Source organism: Modestobacter sp. VKM Ac-2978 (assembly GCF_026968025.1).
Taxonomy (GTDB): domain Bacteria; phylum Actinomycetota; class Actinomycetes; order Mycobacteriales; family Geodermatophilaceae; genus Modestobacter.
This window is the reverse complement of sequence record NZ_JAPVBP010000002.1, coordinates 97,881-117,870: the sequence shown is the minus strand read 5'-3', so window position 1 is coordinate 117,870 and position 19,990 is coordinate 97,881. Positions and strand designations below refer to the sequence as shown.

The window sequence follows — 19,990 nt, the reverse complement described above, 5'->3', positions numbered from 1 at the left end:
CACCATGGCAGGCGACCCGAGAGGACCAGCACGGATGAGCAGCACCGCGACGGCGACCGCCGCACTCGCCGACGTAGCCCTCCCCGACGGAGCACTCCAGGTCGCGCTCTCCGCCGATCTGGCCCGCACCGACGCCGGCGGCACCCTCCGCGAACTCGCGCAGCCCGTCCACCGGGTGCCCGGTGGCGCCACGATGGCCTCGGTCGACGCGCTGTTCCGGCGCGATGCCACCCTCCGCTGGGTCGTCGTCGACGGGCCCGGCGACCCGGTGCTGGTCAGCCGATCGTGGTTCGAGCTGTCCATGACCGGCCGGCTGGGCTACGGCCGCCTGTTGCAGCAGCGCCGTCGGGTGCGGGACGCCGCACCACCGGAGACGCTGCGGTACCCCGCCGACTGCCCCGTCGCCCGCGCGGCTGCGGCCGTCATCCAACGGCGCTCCGGTGGCGAGGACCTGCTCGACGGCGTGCTGGTCTCCTGGCCCGACGGCCGCCTGGGCGTCGCACCGGTGACGGCCGTCTTCGAACAGCTCGCCCAGGAGTACGCCCACCAGGCCCTGCACGACCCCCTCACCGGGCTGCCGAACCGGCTGTTCCTGCTCGAGCGGCTGCGGCAGGCGGTCTGCCCGGGGTCCTCCGCCGTGCTGTTCGTCATCGACCTGGACCGGTTCAAGGACGTCAACGACCATCTCGGTCACGCGGCCGGTGATGACGTGCTGACCGAGTTCGCGCACCGGCTGCGCACCGTCGCCCGCAGCGAGGACCTGGTGGTCCGGCTCAGCGGCGACGAGTTCGCCCTGCTGACGCCGGCGCTGACCACCGCGCAGAGCACCGCGCTGGCGGAGCGGATCGTGCTGACCGCGGCGGCGCCGTTCGTCGTCCTCCCGCGCGGCGCCCACCGGGACGCCGAACAGCTGGCCAGCCTCGGGGCGAGCGTCGGGGTGGCCAGCTGCTCGATGGAGGTGCGCTCGCCGGACGAGTTGCTGCACCGGGCCGACCTGGCGATGTTCCGGGCGAAGTCGCTGGGCCGGGGCCGGGTGGCCCACTTCGACACCGCACTGCTGGAGGAGGCCGAGACCACCGACGCGGTGCGCGCCCGGCACCGGATGGAACGGCGGCTGCGGCTGGCCATCGAGTCGCGCTCGCTCTCCCTGCACTACCAGCCGGTCGTCACGCTGCCCTCCGGTCAGGTGACCGGGGTGGAGGCGCTGGCCCGCTGGGAGGACGACGAGCTGGGCAGGGTGGCCCCCGACCAGTTCATCCCGCTCGCCGAGCGGACCGGCCTGGTCGTCGACCTCGGGCGCTGGGTGCTGCAGACGGCGTGCCGGGAGGCCGCGGGCTGGCCGGCCGGCCCCTCCGGGATGCCCCCGACCGTGGCCGTCAACGTCTCCCCGGTGCAGCTGGCCCAGCGGGGCTTCATCGACGACGTCACCCGGGCGCTGGCCGACAGCGGGCTGGCTCCGGACCGGCTGTGCCTGGAGATCACCGAGACCGCGGCGATCACCGACCTCACCGCCACCGCAGCGCGGCTGAGCCAGGTGCGCGACCTCGGCGTGCGACTGGCCCTGGACGACTTCGGCGCCGGGCACTCCGCGCTGACGCTGCTGCGCGCCCTGCCGGTGCACCTGGTCAAGATCGACCGCTCGTTCATCGAGCGGGTCGCCAGCGACACCGCCGACGCGGTGCTGGTCCGGCTGGTCATCGAGGCGGCGCACAGCCTGGGCCGCCGGGTCTGCGCCGAGGGCGTCGAGACCGCCGAGCAGGCACAGCAGCTGGTGTCGATGGGCTGCGACTCGGCGCAGGGCTGGCTGTTCGGCCGCCCCGAGCCGGCCTCGCCCCGGCTCGCCGGACTGCTCACCTCCCGCACCCTGGCCGAACCCCTGGCCACCGACGCCGTGCTGCCACTGGGCGGCAACGACGAACTGGTCCTGGTGACCACCCCGGAGCGGGTCATCACCTACGCCTCGGCCAGCAGCGGGCCGATCCTCGGCTGGCTGCCGCAGGAGCTGGTCGGCAGGTCCGTGGGTGAGTTCTTCCACCCCGACGACCTCGCGCGCGTCCGCGCGGACCCCGAGCTGGCCGCCCGCTACGCCGACGGCCTCGGCGTGCACCGGGTGCTGCACCGGGACGGCAGCGTCCGCTGGCTGGAGAGCGACACCCGGCGGCTGGCCGCCGACGACGGCACGGTGCGGGAGGTGCTGTCGGTCTCCCGGGACGTGACCGCCACGGTCGAGGCACGGCGGGACCTGGCCGACAGCGAGCTGATGTTCCGGCACGCCTTCGACGACGCCCCGATCGGCATGACTCTGACCCGGATGGACGGCTCGCTGGTGCGGGTGAACAAGGCGTTCGCGGCGCTGCTGGGGACCACGACCGAGGCGCTCGCCGCCCGCCGCGTCCAGGACCTGACCCCGGCCGACGGCCAGGCGGCGGTCGGTGGGCTGTTCACCGAGTTCATCGGCGTCACCGAGCTCTCCACCCGCTTCCGGCACGCCGACGGCCACGAGGTGCCGGTGCTCGTGCGCGTCTCGGTGGTCCGGGACCAGGCCGGGGAACCGACGTCGGTCTTCTCCCACGTGCTGCCCGAGTCGGCGCCGGCCACCGTCCCCGCCGCGTGATCGGAACCCGCAGCGGGCGGTGAGCCAGGCCGCCGACGGTGGCTGCTCGGTCAGTGCTGGGCGTTCTCCGTGTGCGTCAGGTCGCCGTAGTCGGCGGGCAGCTGGTCGAGCACGTGCAGGTACTCCGCCCCCACCGCCTCCCGCAGCGCTGCGGTGACCGCACGGGCGTGCTGCCGCGCCTGCTCGGGGGTGCAGCCCTGGCCCTCCGCTTCGGCCACCCGGCGGTAGAACTCCGCCAGGTCGAAGCGCTCGACCGACCCGTCGGTCGGGACCGCCTCGGCCAGCCCCCCTGGCAACTGCGCCGCCAGGTCGGCCGCCTCGGTGGACAACCGCTGGCCCAGCACCATGAGGGTGGCCCGGACCGCCTGCACGGCGTGCTCGTGGTCGGGGATGCCGGCGGACTGCTGCACGGCGGAGACGAACTCGTGTTCCTGCATCGGTCGTTCCTCCTCGTTCCTCGGATGACGCGCCCGCGAGGTCCGCGGGCACCGGACCGCACCGGTCAGCCGATGCGGAGGTCCTCGACGTCCTCGGTGCGCACCGTCAGCCCGAGGCCGGGCGCCTCACCCGGCGGACGGACACGACCGTGCACCGGCTCGACGACGCCGTCGAAGAGCCGGCGCTCGAACCGCTCGTGGTCGTGGAACCACTCCAGGTGCCGCAGGTTCGGCGTCGCCGGCCCGAGGTGCGCGTGCAGGGTGGGCACGCAGTGCGACGACACCTCCAGCTGGTGCCCGGCGGCCACCGCGCAGGCCCGGAGCCACTCGGTCACCCCGCCGCAGCGGCTGGCGTCCACCTGCAGGCAGTCGACCGCCCCAGCGCCGCACATGGCCGCGAAGTCGGGCAACCGGGCGCCGTACTCCCCGGCGGCCACGTCGCAGTCGAGGCTCTCGCGGACCAGCCGCAGCCCGGCCAGGTCGTCGGAGGAGACCGGCTCCTCGAACCAGACGACGCCGAGGTCGTCGAGCTCCCGACCGACCCGGACCGCCTGCTTCGCGGTGTAGCCACCGTTGGCGTCGACGAGCAGGGCGGCGTCGTCCCCCAGCACCTCGCGGGCCAGCCGGGTGCGCGCGAGGTCCCGGGGCACCGCCGTCCCCCAGGACTCCCCGATCTTGATCTTCGCCTGGTCGTGGCCGCGCGCCAGCCAGCCGTCGAGCTCGTCGCGGGTGGCGGCGTCGTCGTAGGTGGTGAACCCCCCGCTGGCGTAGACCGCGGAGTCCCGGCGCACCGCACCGAGCAGGCCCGTGAGCGGGACGTCGAGCAGCCGCGCCTTCAGGTCCCACAGCGCGACGTCGACGGCCGAGATCGCCATCGCCACCAGGCCCGGTGCACCCGCGTTGCGGACGGCGCGCGCCATGTCGAACGCGGCTGCCGGCGGGTCGAGCACCGGGCAGCCGACGACCACGTCGGTGAGCAGGCTGCGGACCACGGCGGCCACCGAGGCGTCGGCGTAGGTCCAGCCGACCCCGGTGCTGCCGCCGCCGGAGGCGTGCACCACCACGGCGGTGGTGGCGTCCCAGCTCAGCGTGCCGTCCGCCTCGGGCCGGTCGGTGGGCAGCCGGTAGACGGCGACCTCCAGCGCGTCGACCCGCGGGTCGGACGACGTCCCGCTGTGCGCGCCCGGGCCCCGGTCCGTGGCCATCAGCCGCGCACCCGCCGCAGTCCGGTGGCCGCCGCGGCGACGCCGAGCGCAGCCGTGGCGGCCAGGGCCGCACCCTGGGCGACCCGGCCCGGCGGCCGCGGGCGACCGGCCAGCACCTGCTCGGGGTGCTCGGCCAGGCGAGCACCCTCGACCAGGCCGGCCAGCGCCTCTGCGGAGTGCACCGCCCGCCGTCCGGTGTCGCCCTGCTCGATCTGGGTGCGGCAGCTGAAGCCGTCCGCCAGCACCACCGCGCGGGGATCGCCGTCCCGCACGGCCGGCAGCAGCACCTGCTCCCCGCACGCCATCGACACCTCGTGGTGGCCGCGCTCGAACCCGAAGTTGCCGGCGAGTCCACAGCAGCCGGAGTCCAGCACGTCGGCGTCGAACCCGGCCTTGCGCAGGAGCTCGCGGTCGGCGTCGAACCCCATGATCGAGTGGTGGTGGCAGTGGGTCTGCACCATCGCCGTGTGCTCGGCCGGTGGCGGCGACCAGTCCGGGGCCCGCTCGGCGAGCAGCTCGGCGAGGGTCCGGGTGCTCTCGGCGAGCCGGCGGACGTCGTCGTCGTCGGGGAGGAGCTCGGGCGCGTCGGCCCGGAACACCGCGGTGCAGCTGGGCTCCAGCCCGACGACCGGCAGCCCGTCCCGCACCGCGGGGCCGAGCGCCTGCGCCGTGCGACGCAGCACCCGGGAGGCCACGTCCAACTGGCCGGTGGAGATCCAGGTGAGCCCGCAGCAGAGCTCCTGCTCCGGCAGCCGCACCCGGAAGCCGGCGTCCTCCAGCACCGTCACCGCCGCCCGGCCGATGGCCGGGTGGAAGAACTCGGTGAAGGTGTCCGGCCAGAGCAGCACCTCACCGTGCCGACCGTCCCCGCGCGGACCACGCTCCCGGTACCAGTGGGTGAACCGCTCGGGCGCGAACAGCGGCAGCTCCCGCTCGGGGGTGATCCCGGCGGCGGCCTGCACGAGCCGGCGCAGACCCGGCGTCTGGGTGGCCACGTTCACCACCCCGGGGGCCAGCGCCGCGACGCGGGCCGCCAGCGGGAGCCAGCCCAGCGAGTAGTGGGTGCGCGGGCGCACCCGGCCGGCGTAGTGGTGGGAGAGGAACTCCGCCTTGTAGGTCGCCATGTCGACGTCGACCGGGCAGTCGCTCTTGCACCCCTTGCAGGCCAGGCACAGGTCCAGGGCGTCCCGGACGGCGGTCGAGCGCCACCGGTCCCGGACGACGTCGCCGCGGAGCATCTCGAACAGCAGCCGGGCCCGACCCCGGGTGGAGTGCACCTCGTCGCCGGTCACCTGGTAGCTCGGGCACATCACCGCACCCTCGGCGCCCTCCCCGAGCGTGGCCCGGCACTTGCCGACGCCGACGCAGCGGGCGGCCGCCTGCGCGAAGGAGCCGCCGTCCTCCGGGTAGCCGAACGCCACCTCCGGCTCCCACGCCGGGTACTCGGTGGTGAGCCTCAGGTCTGCGTCCAGGGGCCGCGGGCGGACCACCTTGCCCGGGTTCATCCGGTTCTCCGGGTCGAACAGCTCCTTCATCCGCTGGAAGGCGCCGATCAGCTCCGGGGGGTACATCCGGGCGAGCAGCTCGCCGCGGACCTGGCCGTCACCGTGCTCGCCGGACAGCGATCCGCCGTAGCGGGTGACCAGGTCCGCGGCCTCCTCCAGGAAGGACCGGTAGCCCGTGGCGCCGCCGGGGGAACCCAGCTCGAACGGGATGCGCAGGTGCACGCAGCCGTGCCCGAAGTGCCCGTACGTGGACGCCGGGGTCAGCCCGTGCCGGTCCAGCAGGTCCCGCAGCTCCGCGAGGTAGGGCCCCAGGTCCTCCGGCGCGACCGCGGAGTCCTCCCAGCCGGGCCAGGTGTCGCGCCCACTCGGCGGGTGCGCCGTCGCGCCCAGCCCCGCCTCGCGGAAGGCCCAGAGGTCTGCCTGCTCCGCGGGGTCGTCCAGGACGAGGACCGACGGCGGCTCCGGCGCCGCACAGACGTCGGCGACCAGCCCGTCCATCCGCCGGCCGAGCTCGTCGGGGTCGTCGTCGGCGAGCTCGACGAGCAGCCAACCGTCCCCCTCGGGCAGCTTCTCCAGTGCCCGCGGGTTCATCCCCTCCTCGGCCTGGTTCCGGCGCAGGACGTCGTCGACGCCCTCCAGCCGGTGCGGCCGCCAGGGCAGCACCCGGGTGACCTCCCGGCCGGCGGTCACCACGTCCGGGTACCCGAGCACGGCCAGCCGTCGGTGCCGGGGCAGCTCGGCGAGCTGCAGCTCGGCGCGCAGGACGGTCACCAGCGTCCCCTCGCTGCCGACCAGCGCCCGGGCCAGGTCGAAGCCGTGCTCCGGCAGCAGCGAATCCAGGTTGTAGCCCGACACCCGCCGCGGGATCTGCGGGTACGCCGTCCGGATCTGCGCCAGGTGCTCGTCCCGCAGCGCACGGAGACCCCGGTACACCTCGGCCGGGCGCCCACCGGCCTCGACGACGCGGGCGTACTCCTCGTCCGACGTGGGGCCCGTCCACATCCGGGTGCCGTCGGCGAGGAGCACCTCCAACCGGGACACCTTGTCCACGGCCTTGCCGTAGACCTGCGCCGACGAGCCGCACGCGTTGTTCCCGAGCATCCCGCCGACCGTGCAGGTCCAGTGGGTGGCCGGCTGCGGCCCCCAGGTCAGACCGTGCTCGGCCAGCTGGTCGTCGAGGTGGTCGAGCACCATGCCCGGCTCCACCACGCAGGTCCTGCCCTCGACGTCCACGGACTCCAGCCGGTTGCAGTGCCGGCTCCAGTCCAGGACGACGGCGGCGTTCGTGGTCTGGCCGGACAGGCTGGTCCCACCGCCGCGGGACAGCAGCGGGACCCGGTGCTCACGGCAGACGGCCGCGGCCTCGACGGCGTCCTCCACCGTGCGGGGCTCCACCACACCCAGCGGCGGGGTGCGGTAGTTGGACGCATCGGTGGAGTACGCGCCCCGGGTACCGGCGTCGAAGCGGACCTCGCCGTCGACCCGGCGGGCCAGCTCCGCCTCCAGCGCGACCACGTCGACGTCCTGCTCGCCGGCTGGCCTCGGCCACACGGTGTGCGGGTCGGGGAGGTCGGTGGTGGCCACGGCTCAGCTCCGGTGCGGCAGGAACTCCTGGATCTTGGTCTTGGCGCCCTGCTTGACCACTCCCCAGGCGTTCTCGTCGCCCTTGAACAGCGACTTCGCGGTCTCGGTCATCTGGTCGAGCGTGGCGTGCGGCGGGATCGGCGGGACGTCCGCGTCGCACAGCACGTCGATGACCGCCGGCTTCCCGGCGGACAGCGCGCGGTCCCAGGCCGGGCCGACCTGCTCGGGGTCGTCGACGGTGATCGCCTCGAGCCCCAGCCCGGCGGCGAAGGCCGCGTAGGAGACATCCGGGAGGGTCTGCGACTCCGCGAGCTTGGGCTCCCCGCCCATGGCCCGCATCTCCCAGGTCACCTGGTTCAGGTCGTTGTTGTGCAGCACCGCCACGACCAGCCGCGGGTCGGTCCACTCCTGCCAGTAACGGGAGATGGTGATCAGCTCGGCCAGGCCGTTCATCTGCATCGCGCCGTCCCCGGCGAAGGCGATGACCGGCCGGTCGGGGTGGCCGAACTTGGCACCGATCCCGTAGGGCACGGCCGGGCCCATGGTGGCCAGGGTCCCCGACAGCGATCCCCGGTTGTCCGGGCCGAACCGGAGGTGCCGGGCGTACCAGTTCGCCGCCGACCCGGAGTCCGCGGTGAGGATCGCGTTGCCGGGCAACCGGTCGTTGAGCTCCCAGAACAGCCGCATCGGGTTGACCGGGTCGGCGTCGGTCATCGCCCGCATGTGGATGGTCTCCCACCACCGCCGGACGTCGTCCTCGATGCCCTCCCGCCAGGACCGGTCCTGCTTGCGCTCCAGCAGCGGGATCAGCGCGCGCAGCGTGGCCGCCGCGTCGCCGACGAGGTTGAGCTCGTAGGGGTAGCGCATCCCGATGTACTTCGCGTCGTGGTCGATCTGCACGCCGCGGGCCTGGTCGTACTCGGGGAAGAACTCGCTGTAGGGCAGGTTCGAGCCCACGGTCAGCAGGGTGTCGCAGTCCTTCATCATGTCCCAGGTGGGACGCGTGCCCAGCAGCCCGATCGACCCGGTGACGAACGGCAGGTCGTCGGGGAGCACGTCCTTCCCCAGCAGCGCCTTGGCCACACCGGCGCCGAGCAGGTCGGCGACCTCGACCACCTCGTCGCGGGCACCCCGGGCGCCCTGCCCGACGAGCATCGCCACCTTGCCCCCGGCGTTGAGCAGGTCGGCGGCGGCGCGGATGGAGGGGTCGTCCGGGGTCACCCGCGGCGTGGAGGTGTGCACGCCGCTCGAGGGCACCATCTTGTGCTCGTGCGTCGGCGGGCTGTACTCCAGCTCCTGCACGTCGGCCGGGATGATGATCGCCGTCGGCGCGTGCTCGGCCGCTGCTGTGCGCATGGCCCGGTCCAGGACGTTGGGCAGCTGCTCGGGCACGTTGACCACGTGCACGTAGTGGTGGGCGACGTCCTTGAACAGCGACAGCAGGTCCACCTCCTGCTGGTAGGAACCGCCCATGGCGCTGCGGTCGGTCTGCCCGACGATCGCGACGACCGGCACGTGGTCGAGCTTGGCGTCGTACAGGCCGTTGAGCAGGTGGATGGCGCCCGGGCCGGAGGTGGCCAGGCAGACCCCGACGCGGCCGGTGAACTTGGCGTAGCCGACCGCCTCGAAGGCGGACATCTCCTCGTGCCGGGACTGGATGAACTGCAGGTGGTCCTGTTTCCCGAAGGACGCCAGGATCCCGTTGATCCCGTCCCCCGGATAGGCGAAGACCTTCTCCACATCCCACTCGTGCAGTCGTTCCAGAAGGACGTCAGCGACAGTGCGACTCATGGCGAGATCCCCTCGCGTCGACTTCATCGTCCGCCGACCGCCTACCCCTGACCCGGGACGGAAAACGACGACGGGCCCGGAATCGGGCCGACCGCGGTCAGTTGATCGTGCGGAGATCTCGGGGTAGGGATGAGTGGTCCAGATCACCAACGGAACGGAGGACCACGCCATGACCAGCAACGAGACCGGCAACGTCACCGGCACCGCTGACAAGGACTACAACCTGCTCTGGTTCACCCAGGCCAGCCTGGATAACGCACTGCGCCTGGAGGCCTACGTCCAGGACGCCGAACGCGCAGGCGACTCCGAGCTGGCGGAGTTCTTCCGCAAGGCGCAGAGCGAGAGCCGCAAGGGCGGCGAGCAGGGCAAGGCCATGCTCAAGGCTCGCCTGGGCAGCTGACCCCGATGCGGACGAAGCTGCTCACCGACGGTCCGCCCCGGCAGCACGCCGTCGTGTTCGACACCGACGACGAGGTCGTGGGCGGGCTCACCGGCTGGGCCGAGCAGAACGACCTGCCGGGCAGCTCCTTCACCGGGATCGGCGCCTTCCCCTCGGCGACCCTCGGGTACTACGACCTCGACGAGCAGGAGCACGCCGAGATCCCGGTGCCCGACCAAGGTGGAGGTGCTGACCCTGGCAGGCGACATCACCCGGGACGGCGAAGGCGGCTGGCAGGTCCACGCGCACGTGGTATGCGGCCGGCGGGACGGGTCCACCGTGGGCGGGCACCTGCTGCGTGCGGTGACCCGCCCGACCCTCGAGCTGGTGGTCACCACCGGCGCAAGGCACCTCCAGCGCCGGCACGACCCGGCCTCCGGCCTGGCGCTGATCGACCCGGACGCCTCCTGAGGGCCTGACTCGGCGACCCGGCGTGAGGCGGCGGCGGAGCGGGCAGTGAGCCGGGCATGGACACCTTCCGCCACGGCGACCTCGTCTTCGACGTCCGCGACTCCGGGCCGGCGGACGGCGAGCCCGTCGTCCTGCTGCACGGGTTCCCGCAGGACGCCGGTGCCTTCGACCGGCTGAGCCCGGCCCTGCACTCGGCCGGGTTGCGCACGCTCGCCCCGGACCAGCGCGGGTACTCCCCCGGTGCCCGGCCGAGCGGGCGTTCGGCCTACCGGCTGCGGACGGTCGTCGACGACGTCCTGGCGATGCTGGACGCCGCCGGCCTGCCCAGCGCGCACGTCGTCGGCCACGACTGGGGCGGGATCGCGGCCTGGGCGCTGGCGGCCTGGCACCCCTGGCGGGTGCGCACGCTGACCGCCCTGTCGGTGCCGCACCCCGCGGCGATGAGCCAGGCGCTGGGCCACAGCGACCAGGGGGTGCGGTCGGCCTACGTCGGGTTCTTCCAGCTGCCCGCCGTCCCGGAGGCGGTGCTGCTGGCCGGCCGCGGCGCGGTGCTGCGCCGGACGCTGCGCCAGGGCGGGCTGCCGGCCGAGCTGGTGGACCGCTACGTCGAGCGGATGCGCGAGCCGGGCGCGCTCACCGCCGCGCTGAACTGGTACCGGGCGCTGCCACTCGCCGGCGGTGCACCGGTGGGCACGGTGCGGGTGCCCACCCTGCACCTCTGGGGCGCCCGCGACCCCTTCCTGGGCCGGACAGCGACCGAGGCGAGCGCCTCGTTCGTCGCCGCCCCGTACGCGCTGGAGGTACTCGAGGACGTCGGCCACTGGATCCCCGAACTCGCCGCCGAGCGGACCGCGGAGCTCGTCACCGCACACGTGCGCACGGCCGGGACGCCGCCCCGCTGACCGGCCCCCGTCCGCACCGTTCGTCGGTGGGTCCCGGCATGCTCGTCCTGAGCAGCAGCCGACAGTCACACCCCCACCCGGACCAGGAGCCCTTCATCGACATCCCCCAGCCCAGCCCACCGGCCGACGGCGCTGTCGCCGTGGGCGGCGCGCCGGCCTGGTTCCACGCCCTGGACGACACGAGCCTCGCCCTGCTCGCGATCTGCCGCACCGACGGCACCCTGCTCGCCGCCAACCGGCAGGCTTTCGAGGGCAGTGGCCTGACCCCGGCCGAGGAGGTCGGTCGGCCGTTCTGGGCCACCGGCTGGTGGAGCGGGAGCACCGCGGTGGCCGAGCGGGTCCGCGCCTGGTGCGCCGAGGTGGCGGCCGGCGGCGCCCCGGTGCGCGCACAGACCCCCTGGTTCCAGGCCGACGGCAGCGAGCGGACGCTGGACCTGACCCTGCAGCTGGTCCAGGACCAGGCCACCGGGACCGTCTACCTCCTGCCCAACGGCACGGACGTCACCGACCGGCTGGCCGCCGCCCGCACCGCCGCCCAGGCCACCGCCGCGCAGGAGGAGGCCGAGGCGCTGCGCCGGCTGGACGCGGCCCGCTCGGCCGACCTCGCCCACCTCCGCGCGGTCGAGGCGCAGCTGTCCCGGGCGCTCGAGCTGTCGGAGAAGGTGCTGGCCAACACCGCCGACGGCATCTACGGGCTGGACACCGACGGCCGGGTCGAGTTCGTCAACCCGGCGGCCATCCGGATCACCGGCCACAGCCGGGAGGAGCAGCTCGGCGGTGAGCAGCACGCGCTGATCCACCGCCACCGCCGCGACGGCTCCCCCTACCCGCGCGAGGAGTGCCCCACCTGGCGGGCACTGCGCACCGGTGTCCCGGTGGTCGCCGACGACGAGGTGTTCTGGCGCCGTGACGGCACCCCGGTGCCGGTCGAGCTGGTCGCCGTGCCCACGGTCGAGGACGGCGCCGTCACCGGTGTCGTGGTCTCCTTCCGCGACCTCACCGACCGGCGGGCCGCCGCCGCGCAGGCAGCCGAGCTGCGCCGGCTCGAGGAGCAGGCGGCCCAGGAGCGGGCGCTGTCCGACCGGCTCCAGCAGGCGCTGCTCACCCCGCCACCGGAGCCCGACCACCTGCACGTCGCCGTCCGCTACCAGCCGGCCGCGCACGGCGCCCAGGTCGGCGGCGACTGGTACGACGCGTTCCTGCAGCACGACGGGTCCACGGTCCTGGTGATCGGCGACGTCGTCGGGCACGACAGCCGCGCGGCCGCGGCGATGGGCCAGTGGCGCGGGCTGATGCGCGCCCTGGCCTACGACGACGACGGCGACCTGCCCGCGGTCCTGCGCCGGGCCGAGCGGACCGCGCGAGGGCTCGACGTCAGCACCCTCGCCACCGCCCTGCTGGCCCGGATCGAGCGGCGGCCCGACCTGCCGGGCAGCACGACCCGCCTGCTGCGCTGGGCCAGCGCCGGCCACCCCCCGCCGCTGCTGCTGGCCCCCGACGGCACGAGCACGGTGCTGGACACCCGGCCCGACCTGATGCTCGGCGTCCAGGCCGACGTCGCCCGCACCGGTCACCAGGCGGCGATGCCGGACGACGCCACCCTGCTGCTGTACACCGACGGCCTCATCGAACGGCGCGGGGCGGACCTGGACGAGGGGCTGGCCGCGCTGCAGGCCGCGGTCGCCGACCTGGGGCAGCGGCCGGTGGACGAGCTGTGCGACACCCTGCTGGACCGGCTGGTGCCCGCGGACGTCACCGACGACGTGGCCCTGATCGCGGTGCGGTTCCACCCGGAGGACCGACCGCGCCCTCCCGGTCCGGCCCGCTCGACCGGCGACGGGTGACGACGGGGTCGCGCGGGTAGCGCCGGGGCATGGCTGAGCTGAACAGCGGACTCCTCCCGGGCATGACCGTGGCGATCACCGGCGCGAGCGGCAACGTGGGGACGGCGCTGCTGCGCGCCCTCGCCGACACCGGCGTGGCCGAGGTGCGCGGGCTGGCCCGCCGCCGCCCACCGGAGACCGAGCCCTACGCCGGGGTGCGGTGGTTCCGCGCCGACCTGGGCTCCCCGGACAGCGAGCCGGTGCTGGCCGAGTTCCTCGACGGCGTCGACGTCGTCGTGCACCTGGCCTGGGCGCTGATCCCGGACCGGGAGCCCGACGTGCTGCACGCCGTCAACATCGAGGGCACCCGCCGGGTGCTCGCCGCCGCCGGTGCCGCCGGCGTCCGGCACGTGGTGCACATGTCCTCGATCGGCACGTACGCCGCCGGCCCGCAGACCCACCCGGTCGGCGAGGACTGGCCCGCCACCGGCGTCCCCAGCTCCCAGTACAGCCGGCAGAAGGTGCAGTGCGAGCAGTTCGTGCGGGACTTCGACGCAGCGCACCCTGACGTCACCGTCTCGGTGACCCGCCCGACGCTGGTGCTGCAGCCCGACGCGGCCAGCGAGATCGGCCGGTACTTCCTCGGCCCGGTCTTCTTCCCGGCCGCGCGGGCCCTGCCCGGCGCGGTGGCCAAGCTGCTCCCCCTGCCGCTGCCCAGCTCCCTGCACCTCGGGTTCGTGCACGCCGACGACGTCGCCGACGCGATCTCCCGGATCATCGACCGCCGGGCACCGGGCGCGTTCAACCTCACGGCCCCGCCCAACTTCGACGCCGACGGGCTGGCCGGCGCGCTGGGCGCGCGGCGGGTGCCGGTGCCGGCGGTCGTGCTGCGCACCGGCATGCAGGCGGCCTTCCTCGCCCACCTGCTGCAGATCGAGCCGGGCTGGCTGGACCTGGGGATGGGGGTGCCGCCGTTGGACACCACCAGGGCCCGCATCGAGCTGGACTGGCGGGCCCGGCACAACGGCGGCGACCTGCTGCGCGAGTTCGTGGCCGCACTGAGCACGGGGCAGGGTCACACCGGCCCGCTGCTGCACCCCGGCACCGGCCCCGAGCACACGCCCGCGTAGCTGATACCGGTCACTCCTGCGGCGTTCCCGCCGCTCCCCCGCCGTTGCGGCAGCGGAGGAGCGGCGGGAACGGCGCGAGAGTGTCGACGTTCAGGTGCGGGGCATGCCGGCGGCGCGGAGCAGCGCGTTGCCGATGATCACCTTCTGCACCTCGCTGGTGCCCTCGTAGAGCCGGTAGAGGCGGGCGTCGCGGTAGAAGCGCTCGACCGGTGTCGTCCGCAGGTAGCCCAGCCCGCCGTGCACCTGCACGGCGCGGTCGGTGGCGCGGCCGACCATCTCGCTGCAGAAGAGCTTCGCCGCCGAGGGGCCGACGGAGGTGTCCTCGCCGGAGTCGTAACGGGCGGCGACGTCGATGACCATGCTGCGGGCGGCCAGCAGCTCGGTGTGCATGTCGGCGAGCATCGCCTGCACCAGCTGGAACCGGCCGATCGGCGCCCCGCCCTGCTTCGCGGTGGCGGCGTAGGCGACCGACTCGTCGAGCACCCGCTGCGCCATCCCCACGCAGAGCGCGGCGATGTGCAGCCGGCCGCGGGAGAGCACGGTCAGCGCCTTGGCGTAGCCGCGGCCCTCCTCGCCGATCAGCGCACCGGCGTCGACCCGGGCGTCGTCGAAGAACACCTCGGCGGTCCAGGCGCCGGACTGGCCCATCTTCTTGTCCTTCGGGCCGACGGTGACCCCGGGGGCGGTCGCGTCCACGACGAAGGTGGAGATGCCGCGGCCACCGCGCTCGGCCGGGTCGGTACGGGCGAAGACGACGAACAGGTCGGCGATCGGCGCGTTGGTGATGTAGCGCTTCCCGCCGCTGATCACCCACCCGTCGCCGTCCCGGCGGGCGGCGGTGCGCAGCCCGGCCGGGTCGGAGCCGGCCTCGGCCTCGGTGAGCGCGAAGGAGCCGATCAGCTCACCGGCCGCCAGCCGGGGCAGGTACGTCTTCTGCTGCTCCTCGTTGCCGAACTTGGCGATCACCTGTCCGGCGATGCCGTTGTTGGTGCCGAACAGCGACCGGAACGCCGGGGTCGTGTAGCCGAACTCGAAGGCCAGCTGGACGTCCTCGCTCATGGTGACGCCGAGGCCGCCGTGCTCCTCGGGCAGCGCGTAGCCGAACAGGCCCATCTCCGCGGCGGCGCTGCGCAGCTCGTCGGGGATCCGGTCGTCGAGGTCGATCTCCTCCTCGCGGGGGACGACCACCTCCCGGACCAGCTGGCGGACGGCGTCCTTGACCTGGCGGAAGACATCGTTGTCCATGCCGACATGCTGAACCCCCGGCCGCGCACAGCGCGACCGGGGGTCCACGGCCCCGTCCAGAGGCTCGCCCCGAGCGTGCGAGGGACGAGGAGGACGGGGTCCTCCGTCAGGCGAGCGCGTCCAGGCGGGCCATCTCGTCGGCGGAGAGGGTGAGCTGGGCCGCGCCGAGGTTCTCGGTCAGGTGGTCGACCGACTTGGTGCCCGGGATCGGCAGGATGACCGGGGACTTCTGCAGCAGCCAGGCCAGCGCGACCTGCGACGGGGTGGCGCCGAGCTCCTCCGCCACGGCCGCGACCGGGCTGTCGGGCTTGGCCAGGTCACCGGTGGCGATCGGGAACCACGGGATGAAGGCGATGCCCTCGGCCTCGGCGTACTCCAGCACGTCCTGGGACTGCCGGTTGGTCAGGTTGTACAGGTTCTGAACGCTGACGATCTCGGTGATCGCGCGGGCCGCCTTCAGCTCGTCGACGGAGACCTCGGAGACGCCGATGTGCCGCACCTTGCCCTGCTCCTTGAGGTCGGCGAAGGCGCCGAGCTGGTCGGCCAGCGGCACCTGCGGGTCGATCCGGTGCAGCTGGATGAGGTCGATCCGGTCGACCTTCAGGTTGCGCAGCGAGAGCTCGACCTGCTGGGTGAGGTACTCCGGGCGCCCGCACACCGGCCACACGCCGGGGCCGGTCCGGGTCAGGCCCGCCTTGGTGCCGATGACGAGCCCGTCGGGGTACGGGAACGCGGCCTCGGCGATGATCTGCTCGCTGACCTGCGGACCGTAGGAGTCGGCGGTGTCGATGAAGTCGACCCCCGCCTCGATCGCGGCCCGCACGACCTCGATCGCGCCCGGGCGGTCGGCCGGCTGGTCCCAGACACCGGGGCCGGTCAGCTGCATGGCGCCGTAGCCGAGGCGGTGGACGGTCAGGTCCCCACCGAGGTCGAAGGTGAGCGGGTTGGTGGCGGTGGTCATGGGTCCTCCTGCGCATCGGGTGTCCGGTGCCCGCGGCCGTGCCTGCGGGACTCGTTGTGCACAAGGTGTTCCGGTCGTCGACCCTTCCCGGGTCACCCGACTGTGACCGGTGCCACCCGCCGTCCCCCGCCGTCGACCGGCACCTGCAGCTGGAGGAAGGTGGACCGGTGCAACGAAGCGGCCTGGCGCGACCGAGGGGGCGGGCCGGGACGACGGCCGTGCCGCTCCTCCTGCTGGCCGGGGTGGTGCTGGTCGCACTGAACCTGCGCGGGCCGCTGGTGGCGATCGCCCCCGTGGTCGACGCCATGCGGGCCGACCTGGGGGTCTCCACCGGCACGATCGGGCTGCTGACCAGCATCCCGGTGCTCTGCTTCGGGCTGGCCGCCCCGCTGGCGTCGCTGCTGATCGCCCGTACCGGGGTCCACCGCGCGGTCGTCGTCTCGATGGCCGGGGTGCTCGCCGGCACGCTGCTGCGCTCACTCGGCAGCCCCACTGCCGCGATCGCGGGCACCGTCGTCATCGGCCTGGCCATCACGGTCGGGAACGTCGTCGTCCCGGTCGTCATCGGCCGCGACTTCCCCGGCGCCACCAACGTGGTCACCGCTGCCTACACGGCGGCGCTGAACATCGGCTCCACGCTCACCTCCGCCCTCACCGCCCCACTCGCCGACCTGGTCGGCTGGCAGGTGGCACTGGCCGCCTGGGGGCTCCTGGTCGTCGTCGCCGCCACCGTCTGGACCGCCGCGCTGCGCCAGCAGGTCGCCCGCACCGCCGCGGCCGAGGCGGCGGGCACCGCACCGCCTCCGCCGGCACCGGTCGCGCCCGGTCGCTCGGTCTGGCGACAGCCGGCGGCCTGGGGCCTGACGCTGGCGTTCGCCGGCCAGGCGTTCAGCTACTACGGGGCGACCGCCTGGCTGCCCACCCTGCTGGCCGACGTGAACGGGATGACCCGGGCGGCGGCCGGGGCCAGCTCCGCGCTGTTCCAGGTGTTCGCCGTGGTCGGCGCCTTCGCCGTCCCGGCGCTGGTGGCCTGGTGGAAGCGCCCGTCCATGGTGCTGCTGGCGGTCACCGTCGTCTGGGCGGCGCTGCCGCTGGGGCTGCTGACCGCCCCGTCGCTGTGGGCCCTGTGGTGCTCGCTGGCCGGGATCGCCCAGGGCGGTGGCATCACCGTGGTCTTCATCGCGATCGTGCGCCGGTCCCAGGACCTGACCGAGAACCGCCGCCTCTCGGCGATGGTGCAGGGTGGCGGTTACGTCGTGGCCGCGACCGGACCCCTGGTGATCGGCGCCGTGCACGAGGCGAGCGGTGGTTGGAGTGCGCCGCTGCTGGTCATCCTGGGGTCTGTGATCGTCATGGCCGTGGCCGGCACGGCATCCGCCGGTGGCCGGACCGAGGCAGCAAGCGAGGCGGGACCGGTACCGGTCCCCGCAGGGGAGGAACGTCGTGGGTGAGCTGGTGGTCGTCCGGCACGGGCAGACCGAGTGGAGCGCGAGCGGGCAGCACACCGGCCTGACCGACCTGCCGCTGTTGCCGCACGGTGAGGACGACGGCCGGCGGCTGCGCCCGGTGCTCGGGCAGCGGGAGATCACGCACGCCTTCGTCAGCCCGCTGATCCGGGCCCGGCACACCGCCGAGCTCGCCGGGCTGTTCGAGGGCGGCATCGACGCCCAGCTGGAGCCGGACCTCGTCGAGGTCGACTACGGCGGCTGGGAGGGGCTGACGACGCCGGAGATCAGCGAGCGGGTCGGCCGCTCGTGGTCGCTGTGGCACGACGGCACGATCCCCGGCGAGACCCCGGGCGAGACGCTGGCGCAGGTGGCCGAACGGGTCGACCGGGTGCTGGAGAAGGCCCGCCCGCTGCTGGCCGACGGGGACGTCGCCCTCGTGGCGCACGGCCACGTGCTGCGGGTCCTCGCCGCCCGCTGGATCGGCTTCGGCCCGGAGCAGGGCGCACTGCTCCCCCTCGCCACCGGCCGGTACGGCACGCTCGGGTTCGACCACGAGTGGCAGGCACTGACCGGCTGGAACACCGGCTGCCCGTGACCGAGGAGCCGCTGCCGACCAACGCGAGCAGCGGCGTGGTGCGCGTGGGCGACACCGTCCGCCGCCCGGCCGGGCCCTGGACCGACTCCGTCGACGCCCTCCTGGCGCACCTGCACGCCGTGGGCTTCCCTGGCGCGCCCCGCCCGCTCGGGCGCGACGAGCAGGGGCGACAGGTGCTGCAGTTCCTCGCTGGCGAGGCCGGCTCTCCCGATCCCCGGTGGAGCACCACGGACCTGGGCGCGGTCGGGCGGTTGCTGCGCGACTTCCACGACGCCGCGGCTGACTTCACCCCACCTCCGGACGCGGTGTGGCAGACCGCCATCCCCGCCGACCGCGAGGACCTCGTCGTCCACCACGATCCGGCGCCGTGGAACCTGGTACGCCGACCGGCCGGGTGGGCGCTGATCGACTGGGACGCCGCCGGACCCGGTTCACGGCTGTGGGACCTGGCCTACACGGCGCAGACCGCGGTGCCTCTGCGGGCGGACCGACCGCTCGCACCCACCTTGCCGCGGCTGCGTGCGGTCGTGGACGGCTACGGCCTGGACGACGCCGGGCGCGCAGCACTGGTGCCGATGCTGCACCGCCGGGTGACGGCGATGGTCGAGCTGCTCCGCTCCGGGGCGGCGAACGGCCGGCGACCATGGGCGCGCATCTGGACCGAGGACGGGCCGTACTGGCAGCGGACAGCCGACCACCTGGCCGCCCACACCGACGACTGGGCCGCGGCGCTGGGCTGAACCGGCCCCCCTCAGGCGAAGACGAGCTCCGGTTCGGCCTCGGGCTCGGGGCGCACCGGGCGGCCGAACAGCCAGCCCTGACCCAGGTCGGCCCCCACCGCGCGCGCCTGGTCGGCGATCCGCTCGGACTCGATGCCCTCGGCCACCACGACCCCGCCCTGCAGGTGGGTCAGCTCGGTGAGCGCCCGGGCGATGGCCTGGGCACCGGGTTCCTGCAGCCGGGAGACCAGGGTCTTGCTGAGCTTGACGACGTCGGGGCGCACCACGCTCACCAGCGCCAGGCTGGACCAGCCGACGCCGACGTCGTCCAGCGCGACCCGCCAGCCCAGCGACCGGTGGTGCTCGAGCACCGAGAGCAGGTGCTCGTGGTCGATCACCGCGTGCGAGGCGACGACCTCGAACACCAGCTGCCGGGGGTCGATGCCGCTGTCGTGCGCCGCCCGCTCGGTGCTGGCCAGGCACACCGAGGGCCGGTGCACCGCCGCCGGGTCGGAGTTCACGTAGAGGTCCGCGCTGCCCAGCCACCCGGCCGCGCCGCGGATGGCGGCCTCCCGGGCCACCCGGTCCAGCCGACGCAGCCAGCCGGCCCGCTCGGCGAGGAAGAACAGGTCGCCGCCGCCGACCTCGCGCCCGTCGACCCGGCCGCGCAGCAGCGCCTCGTGGCCCACCATCCCGCCGGTCGTGAGGGACATGATCGGCTGGTACACCGGCCACAGCTCCGCGTCGGTGAGAAGCGCCATCTCCACGGTCACCCCGCGGCGGGCCAGCTCGACGGCGAGCGTGGGTGCGGTGAGCAGCCGGGTGGCCAGGGCGACGCCGTCGCTGGGCGGGTCGGCGGTCACCCGGACGGCCTCGGTCTCGGCAGCGGTCAGCTCCCGGGCCAGCCGCTGGAACAGCCGGTCGATCCGCCGGCCGCCCTCGTCGTCCACGATGTCCAGGAGTCCGGGGGCGGTGCCGATCCGCAGCCCCATGGCCCCGGCGATCCGGGAGATGCTGGGCAGCACGTGGCTGAGCGTGCTGGCCAGCAGCAGCCGGCGGGCACGCTGGGGGGTCTCCCAGGAGGGACGAACGACGTCCACAGGCTCGTTCACCGCTGCAGGATGACCGACGGTGACCCCACGAACACGCAGGCGCGCGGGCCGGGTCCTGCCCGTCCCCAG

Annotated in this window: 16 protein-coding genes and 1 pseudogene; 10 read left to right on the top strand and 7 right to left on the bottom strand. The window is 74.4% G+C overall.

Annotation, left to right across the window (positions count from 1 at the left end):
* The first annotated feature begins 34 nt into the window (after nt 1-34).
* Nucleotides 35-2,614 carry an EAL domain-containing protein gene (locus O2W53_RS04410; RefSeq protein ID WP_269161819.1) on the top strand — a complete coding sequence of 860 codons (2,580 nt, stop codon included), beginning with the start codon at nt 35-37 and terminating at the stop codon, nt 2,612-2,614.
* Nucleotides 2,615-2,664: 50 nt separating this feature from the next.
* Here the strand turns inward: O2W53_RS04410 and O2W53_RS04405 are convergent, their stop codons facing one another.
* The 4 genes from O2W53_RS04405 to O2W53_RS04390 form a co-directional block, all read right to left on the bottom strand.
* Nucleotides 2,665-3,051, bottom strand: coding sequence for a DUF2267 domain-containing protein (locus O2W53_RS04405; protein ID WP_269161818.1), 387 nt, complete (start codon nt 3,049-3,051; stop codon nt 2,665-2,667).
* A gap of 65 nt (nt 3,052-3,116) precedes the next feature.
* Nucleotides 3,117-4,256 carry an enolase C-terminal domain-like protein gene (locus tag O2W53_RS04400; protein WP_269161817.1) on the bottom strand — a complete coding sequence of 380 codons (1,140 nt, stop codon included), beginning with the start codon at nt 4,254-4,256 and terminating at the stop codon, nt 3,117-3,119.
* Complete coding sequence (locus O2W53_RS04395) at nt 4,256-7,345, bottom strand: FAD-binding and (Fe-S)-binding domain-containing protein (RefSeq protein WP_269161816.1); 3,090 nt, start codon at nt 7,343-7,345, stop codon at nt 4,256-4,258. The genes O2W53_RS04400 and O2W53_RS04395 overlap by 1 nt, the downstream gene beginning before the upstream one ends.
* A 3-nt stretch (nt 7,346-7,348) precedes the next feature.
* On the bottom strand, nt 7,349-9,136 hold the full coding sequence (locus O2W53_RS04390) for a thiamine pyrophosphate-requiring protein (protein WP_269161815.1): 1,788 nt from the start codon (nt 9,134-9,136) through the stop codon (nt 7,349-7,351).
* A gap of 169 nt (nt 9,137-9,305) precedes the next feature.
* Here O2W53_RS04390 and O2W53_RS04385 point away from each other — a divergent pair, with 169 nt between their 5' ends.
* From O2W53_RS04385 to O2W53_RS04365, 6 genes and pseudogenes are all read left to right on the top strand, one after another.
* The gene (locus O2W53_RS04385) at nt 9,306-9,536 is read left to right on the top strand and encodes a hypothetical protein (RefSeq protein ID WP_269161814.1); all 231 of its coding nucleotides are present in this window, start codon (nt 9,306-9,308) and stop codon (nt 9,534-9,536) included.
* A 5-nt stretch (nt 9,537-9,541) separates the two neighbouring features.
* Nucleotides 9,542-9,679, top strand: a pseudogene (locus O2W53_RS23870) (PPC domain-containing DNA-binding protein); the annotation flags it as partial.
* Nucleotides 9,680-9,761: 82 nt separating this feature from the next.
* The gene (locus O2W53_RS04380) at nt 9,762-9,986 is read left to right on the top strand and encodes a PCC domain-containing protein (protein ID WP_269161813.1); all 225 of its coding nucleotides are present in this window, start codon (nt 9,762-9,764) and stop codon (nt 9,984-9,986) included.
* Between the two features lie 56 nt (nt 9,987-10,042).
* Nucleotides 10,043-10,888 (top strand): alpha/beta fold hydrolase, encoded by an 846-nt coding sequence (locus O2W53_RS04375; RefSeq protein ID WP_269161812.1) that lies wholly within the window; start codon nt 10,043-10,045, stop codon nt 10,886-10,888.
* Between the two features lie 38 nt (nt 10,889-10,926).
* Nucleotides 10,927-12,732 carry a SpoIIE family protein phosphatase gene (locus tag O2W53_RS04370; protein WP_269161811.1) on the top strand — a complete coding sequence of 602 codons (1,806 nt, stop codon included), beginning with the start codon at nt 10,927-10,929 and terminating at the stop codon, nt 12,730-12,732.
* Between the two features lie 29 nt (nt 12,733-12,761).
* Nucleotides 12,762-13,841 carry an NAD-dependent epimerase/dehydratase family protein gene (locus tag O2W53_RS04365; RefSeq protein WP_269161810.1) on the top strand — a complete coding sequence of 360 codons (1,080 nt, stop codon included), beginning with the start codon at nt 12,762-12,764 and terminating at the stop codon, nt 13,839-13,841.
* A 90-nt stretch (nt 13,842-13,931) separates the two neighbouring features.
* Here the strand turns inward: O2W53_RS04365 and O2W53_RS04360 are convergent, their stop codons facing one another.
* Both O2W53_RS04360 and O2W53_RS04355 read right to left on the bottom strand, forming a co-directional pair.
* Nucleotides 13,932-15,086 carry an acyl-CoA dehydrogenase family protein gene (locus O2W53_RS04360; RefSeq protein ID WP_269161809.1) on the bottom strand — a complete coding sequence of 385 codons (1,155 nt, stop codon included), beginning with the start codon at nt 15,084-15,086 and terminating at the stop codon, nt 13,932-13,934.
* 106 nt (nt 15,087-15,192) lie between these two features.
* Nucleotides 15,193-16,047: an aldo/keto reductase gene (locus tag O2W53_RS04355; RefSeq protein ID WP_269161808.1), complete on the bottom strand. Its 855-nt coding sequence runs from the start codon at nt 16,045-16,047 to the stop codon at nt 15,193-15,195.
* Between the two features lie 218 nt (nt 16,048-16,265).
* On the opposite strand from O2W53_RS04355, the gene O2W53_RS04350 reads away from it, so the two are divergent.
* The 3 genes from O2W53_RS04350 to O2W53_RS04340 are packed head-to-tail and all read left to right on the top strand — an operon-like array spanning nt 16,266 to nt 18,830.
* Complete coding sequence (locus O2W53_RS04350; protein ID WP_269161807.1) at nt 16,266-17,498, top strand: MFS transporter; 1,233 nt, start codon at nt 16,266-16,268, stop codon at nt 17,496-17,498.
* Entirely contained in the window at nt 17,491-18,090 is a 600-nt protein-coding gene (locus O2W53_RS04345) for a histidine phosphatase family protein (RefSeq protein WP_269161806.1), read from the top strand. Before O2W53_RS04350 ends, O2W53_RS04345 begins: the two co-directional genes overlap by 8 nt.
* A complete protein-coding gene (locus O2W53_RS04340; RefSeq protein ID WP_269161805.1) occupies nt 18,087-18,830 on the top strand; it encodes a phosphotransferase in 744 nt (247 codons plus the stop codon). Before O2W53_RS04345 ends, O2W53_RS04340 begins: the two co-directional genes overlap by 4 nt.
* Nucleotides 18,831-18,841: 11 nt before the next feature.
* Here O2W53_RS04340 and O2W53_RS04335 read toward each other — a convergent pair whose 3' ends face one another.
* A complete protein-coding gene (locus O2W53_RS04335; RefSeq protein WP_269161804.1) occupies nt 18,842-19,921 on the bottom strand; it encodes an EAL domain-containing protein in 1,080 nt (359 codons plus the stop codon).
* Between the last annotated feature and the right edge of the window lie 69 nt (nt 19,922-19,990).

What these genes read in the sequence shown, in the direction of transcription:
- O2W53_RS04410 (WP_269161819.1), top strand. Translation starts at nt 35, where the DNA reads ATGAGCAGCACCGCGACGGCGACCGCCGCACTCGCCGACGTAGCCCTC.
- O2W53_RS04360 (WP_269161809.1), bottom strand. Translation starts at nt 15,086, where the DNA reads ATGGACAACGATGTCTTCCGCCAGGTCAAGGACGCCGTCCGCCAGCTG.
- O2W53_RS04390 (WP_269161815.1), bottom strand. Translation starts at nt 9,136, where the DNA reads ATGAGTCGCACTGTCGCTGACGTCCTTCTGGAACGACTGCACGAGTGG.
- O2W53_RS04365 (WP_269161810.1), top strand. Translation starts at nt 12,762, where the DNA reads ATGGCTGAGCTGAACAGCGGACTCCTCCCGGGCATGACCGTGGCGATC.
- O2W53_RS04405 (WP_269161818.1), bottom strand. Translation starts at nt 3,051, where the DNA reads ATGCAGGAACACGAGTTCGTCTCCGCCGTGCAGCAGTCCGCCGGCATC.
- O2W53_RS04355 (WP_269161808.1), bottom strand. Translation starts at nt 16,047, where the DNA reads ATGACCACCGCCACCAACCCGCTCACCTTCGACCTCGGTGGGGACCTG.
- O2W53_RS04385 (WP_269161814.1), top strand. Translation starts at nt 9,306, where the DNA reads ATGACCAGCAACGAGACCGGCAACGTCACCGGCACCGCTGACAAGGAC.
- O2W53_RS04370 (WP_269161811.1), top strand. Translation starts at nt 10,927, where the DNA reads ATGCTCGTCCTGAGCAGCAGCCGACAGTCACACCCCCACCCGGACCAG.
- O2W53_RS04400 (WP_269161817.1), bottom strand. Translation starts at nt 4,256, where the DNA reads ATGGCCACGGACCGGGGCCCGGGCGCGCACAGCGGGACGTCGTCCGAC.
- O2W53_RS04375 (WP_269161812.1), top strand. Translation starts at nt 10,043, where the DNA reads ATGGACACCTTCCGCCACGGCGACCTCGTCTTCGACGTCCGCGACTCC.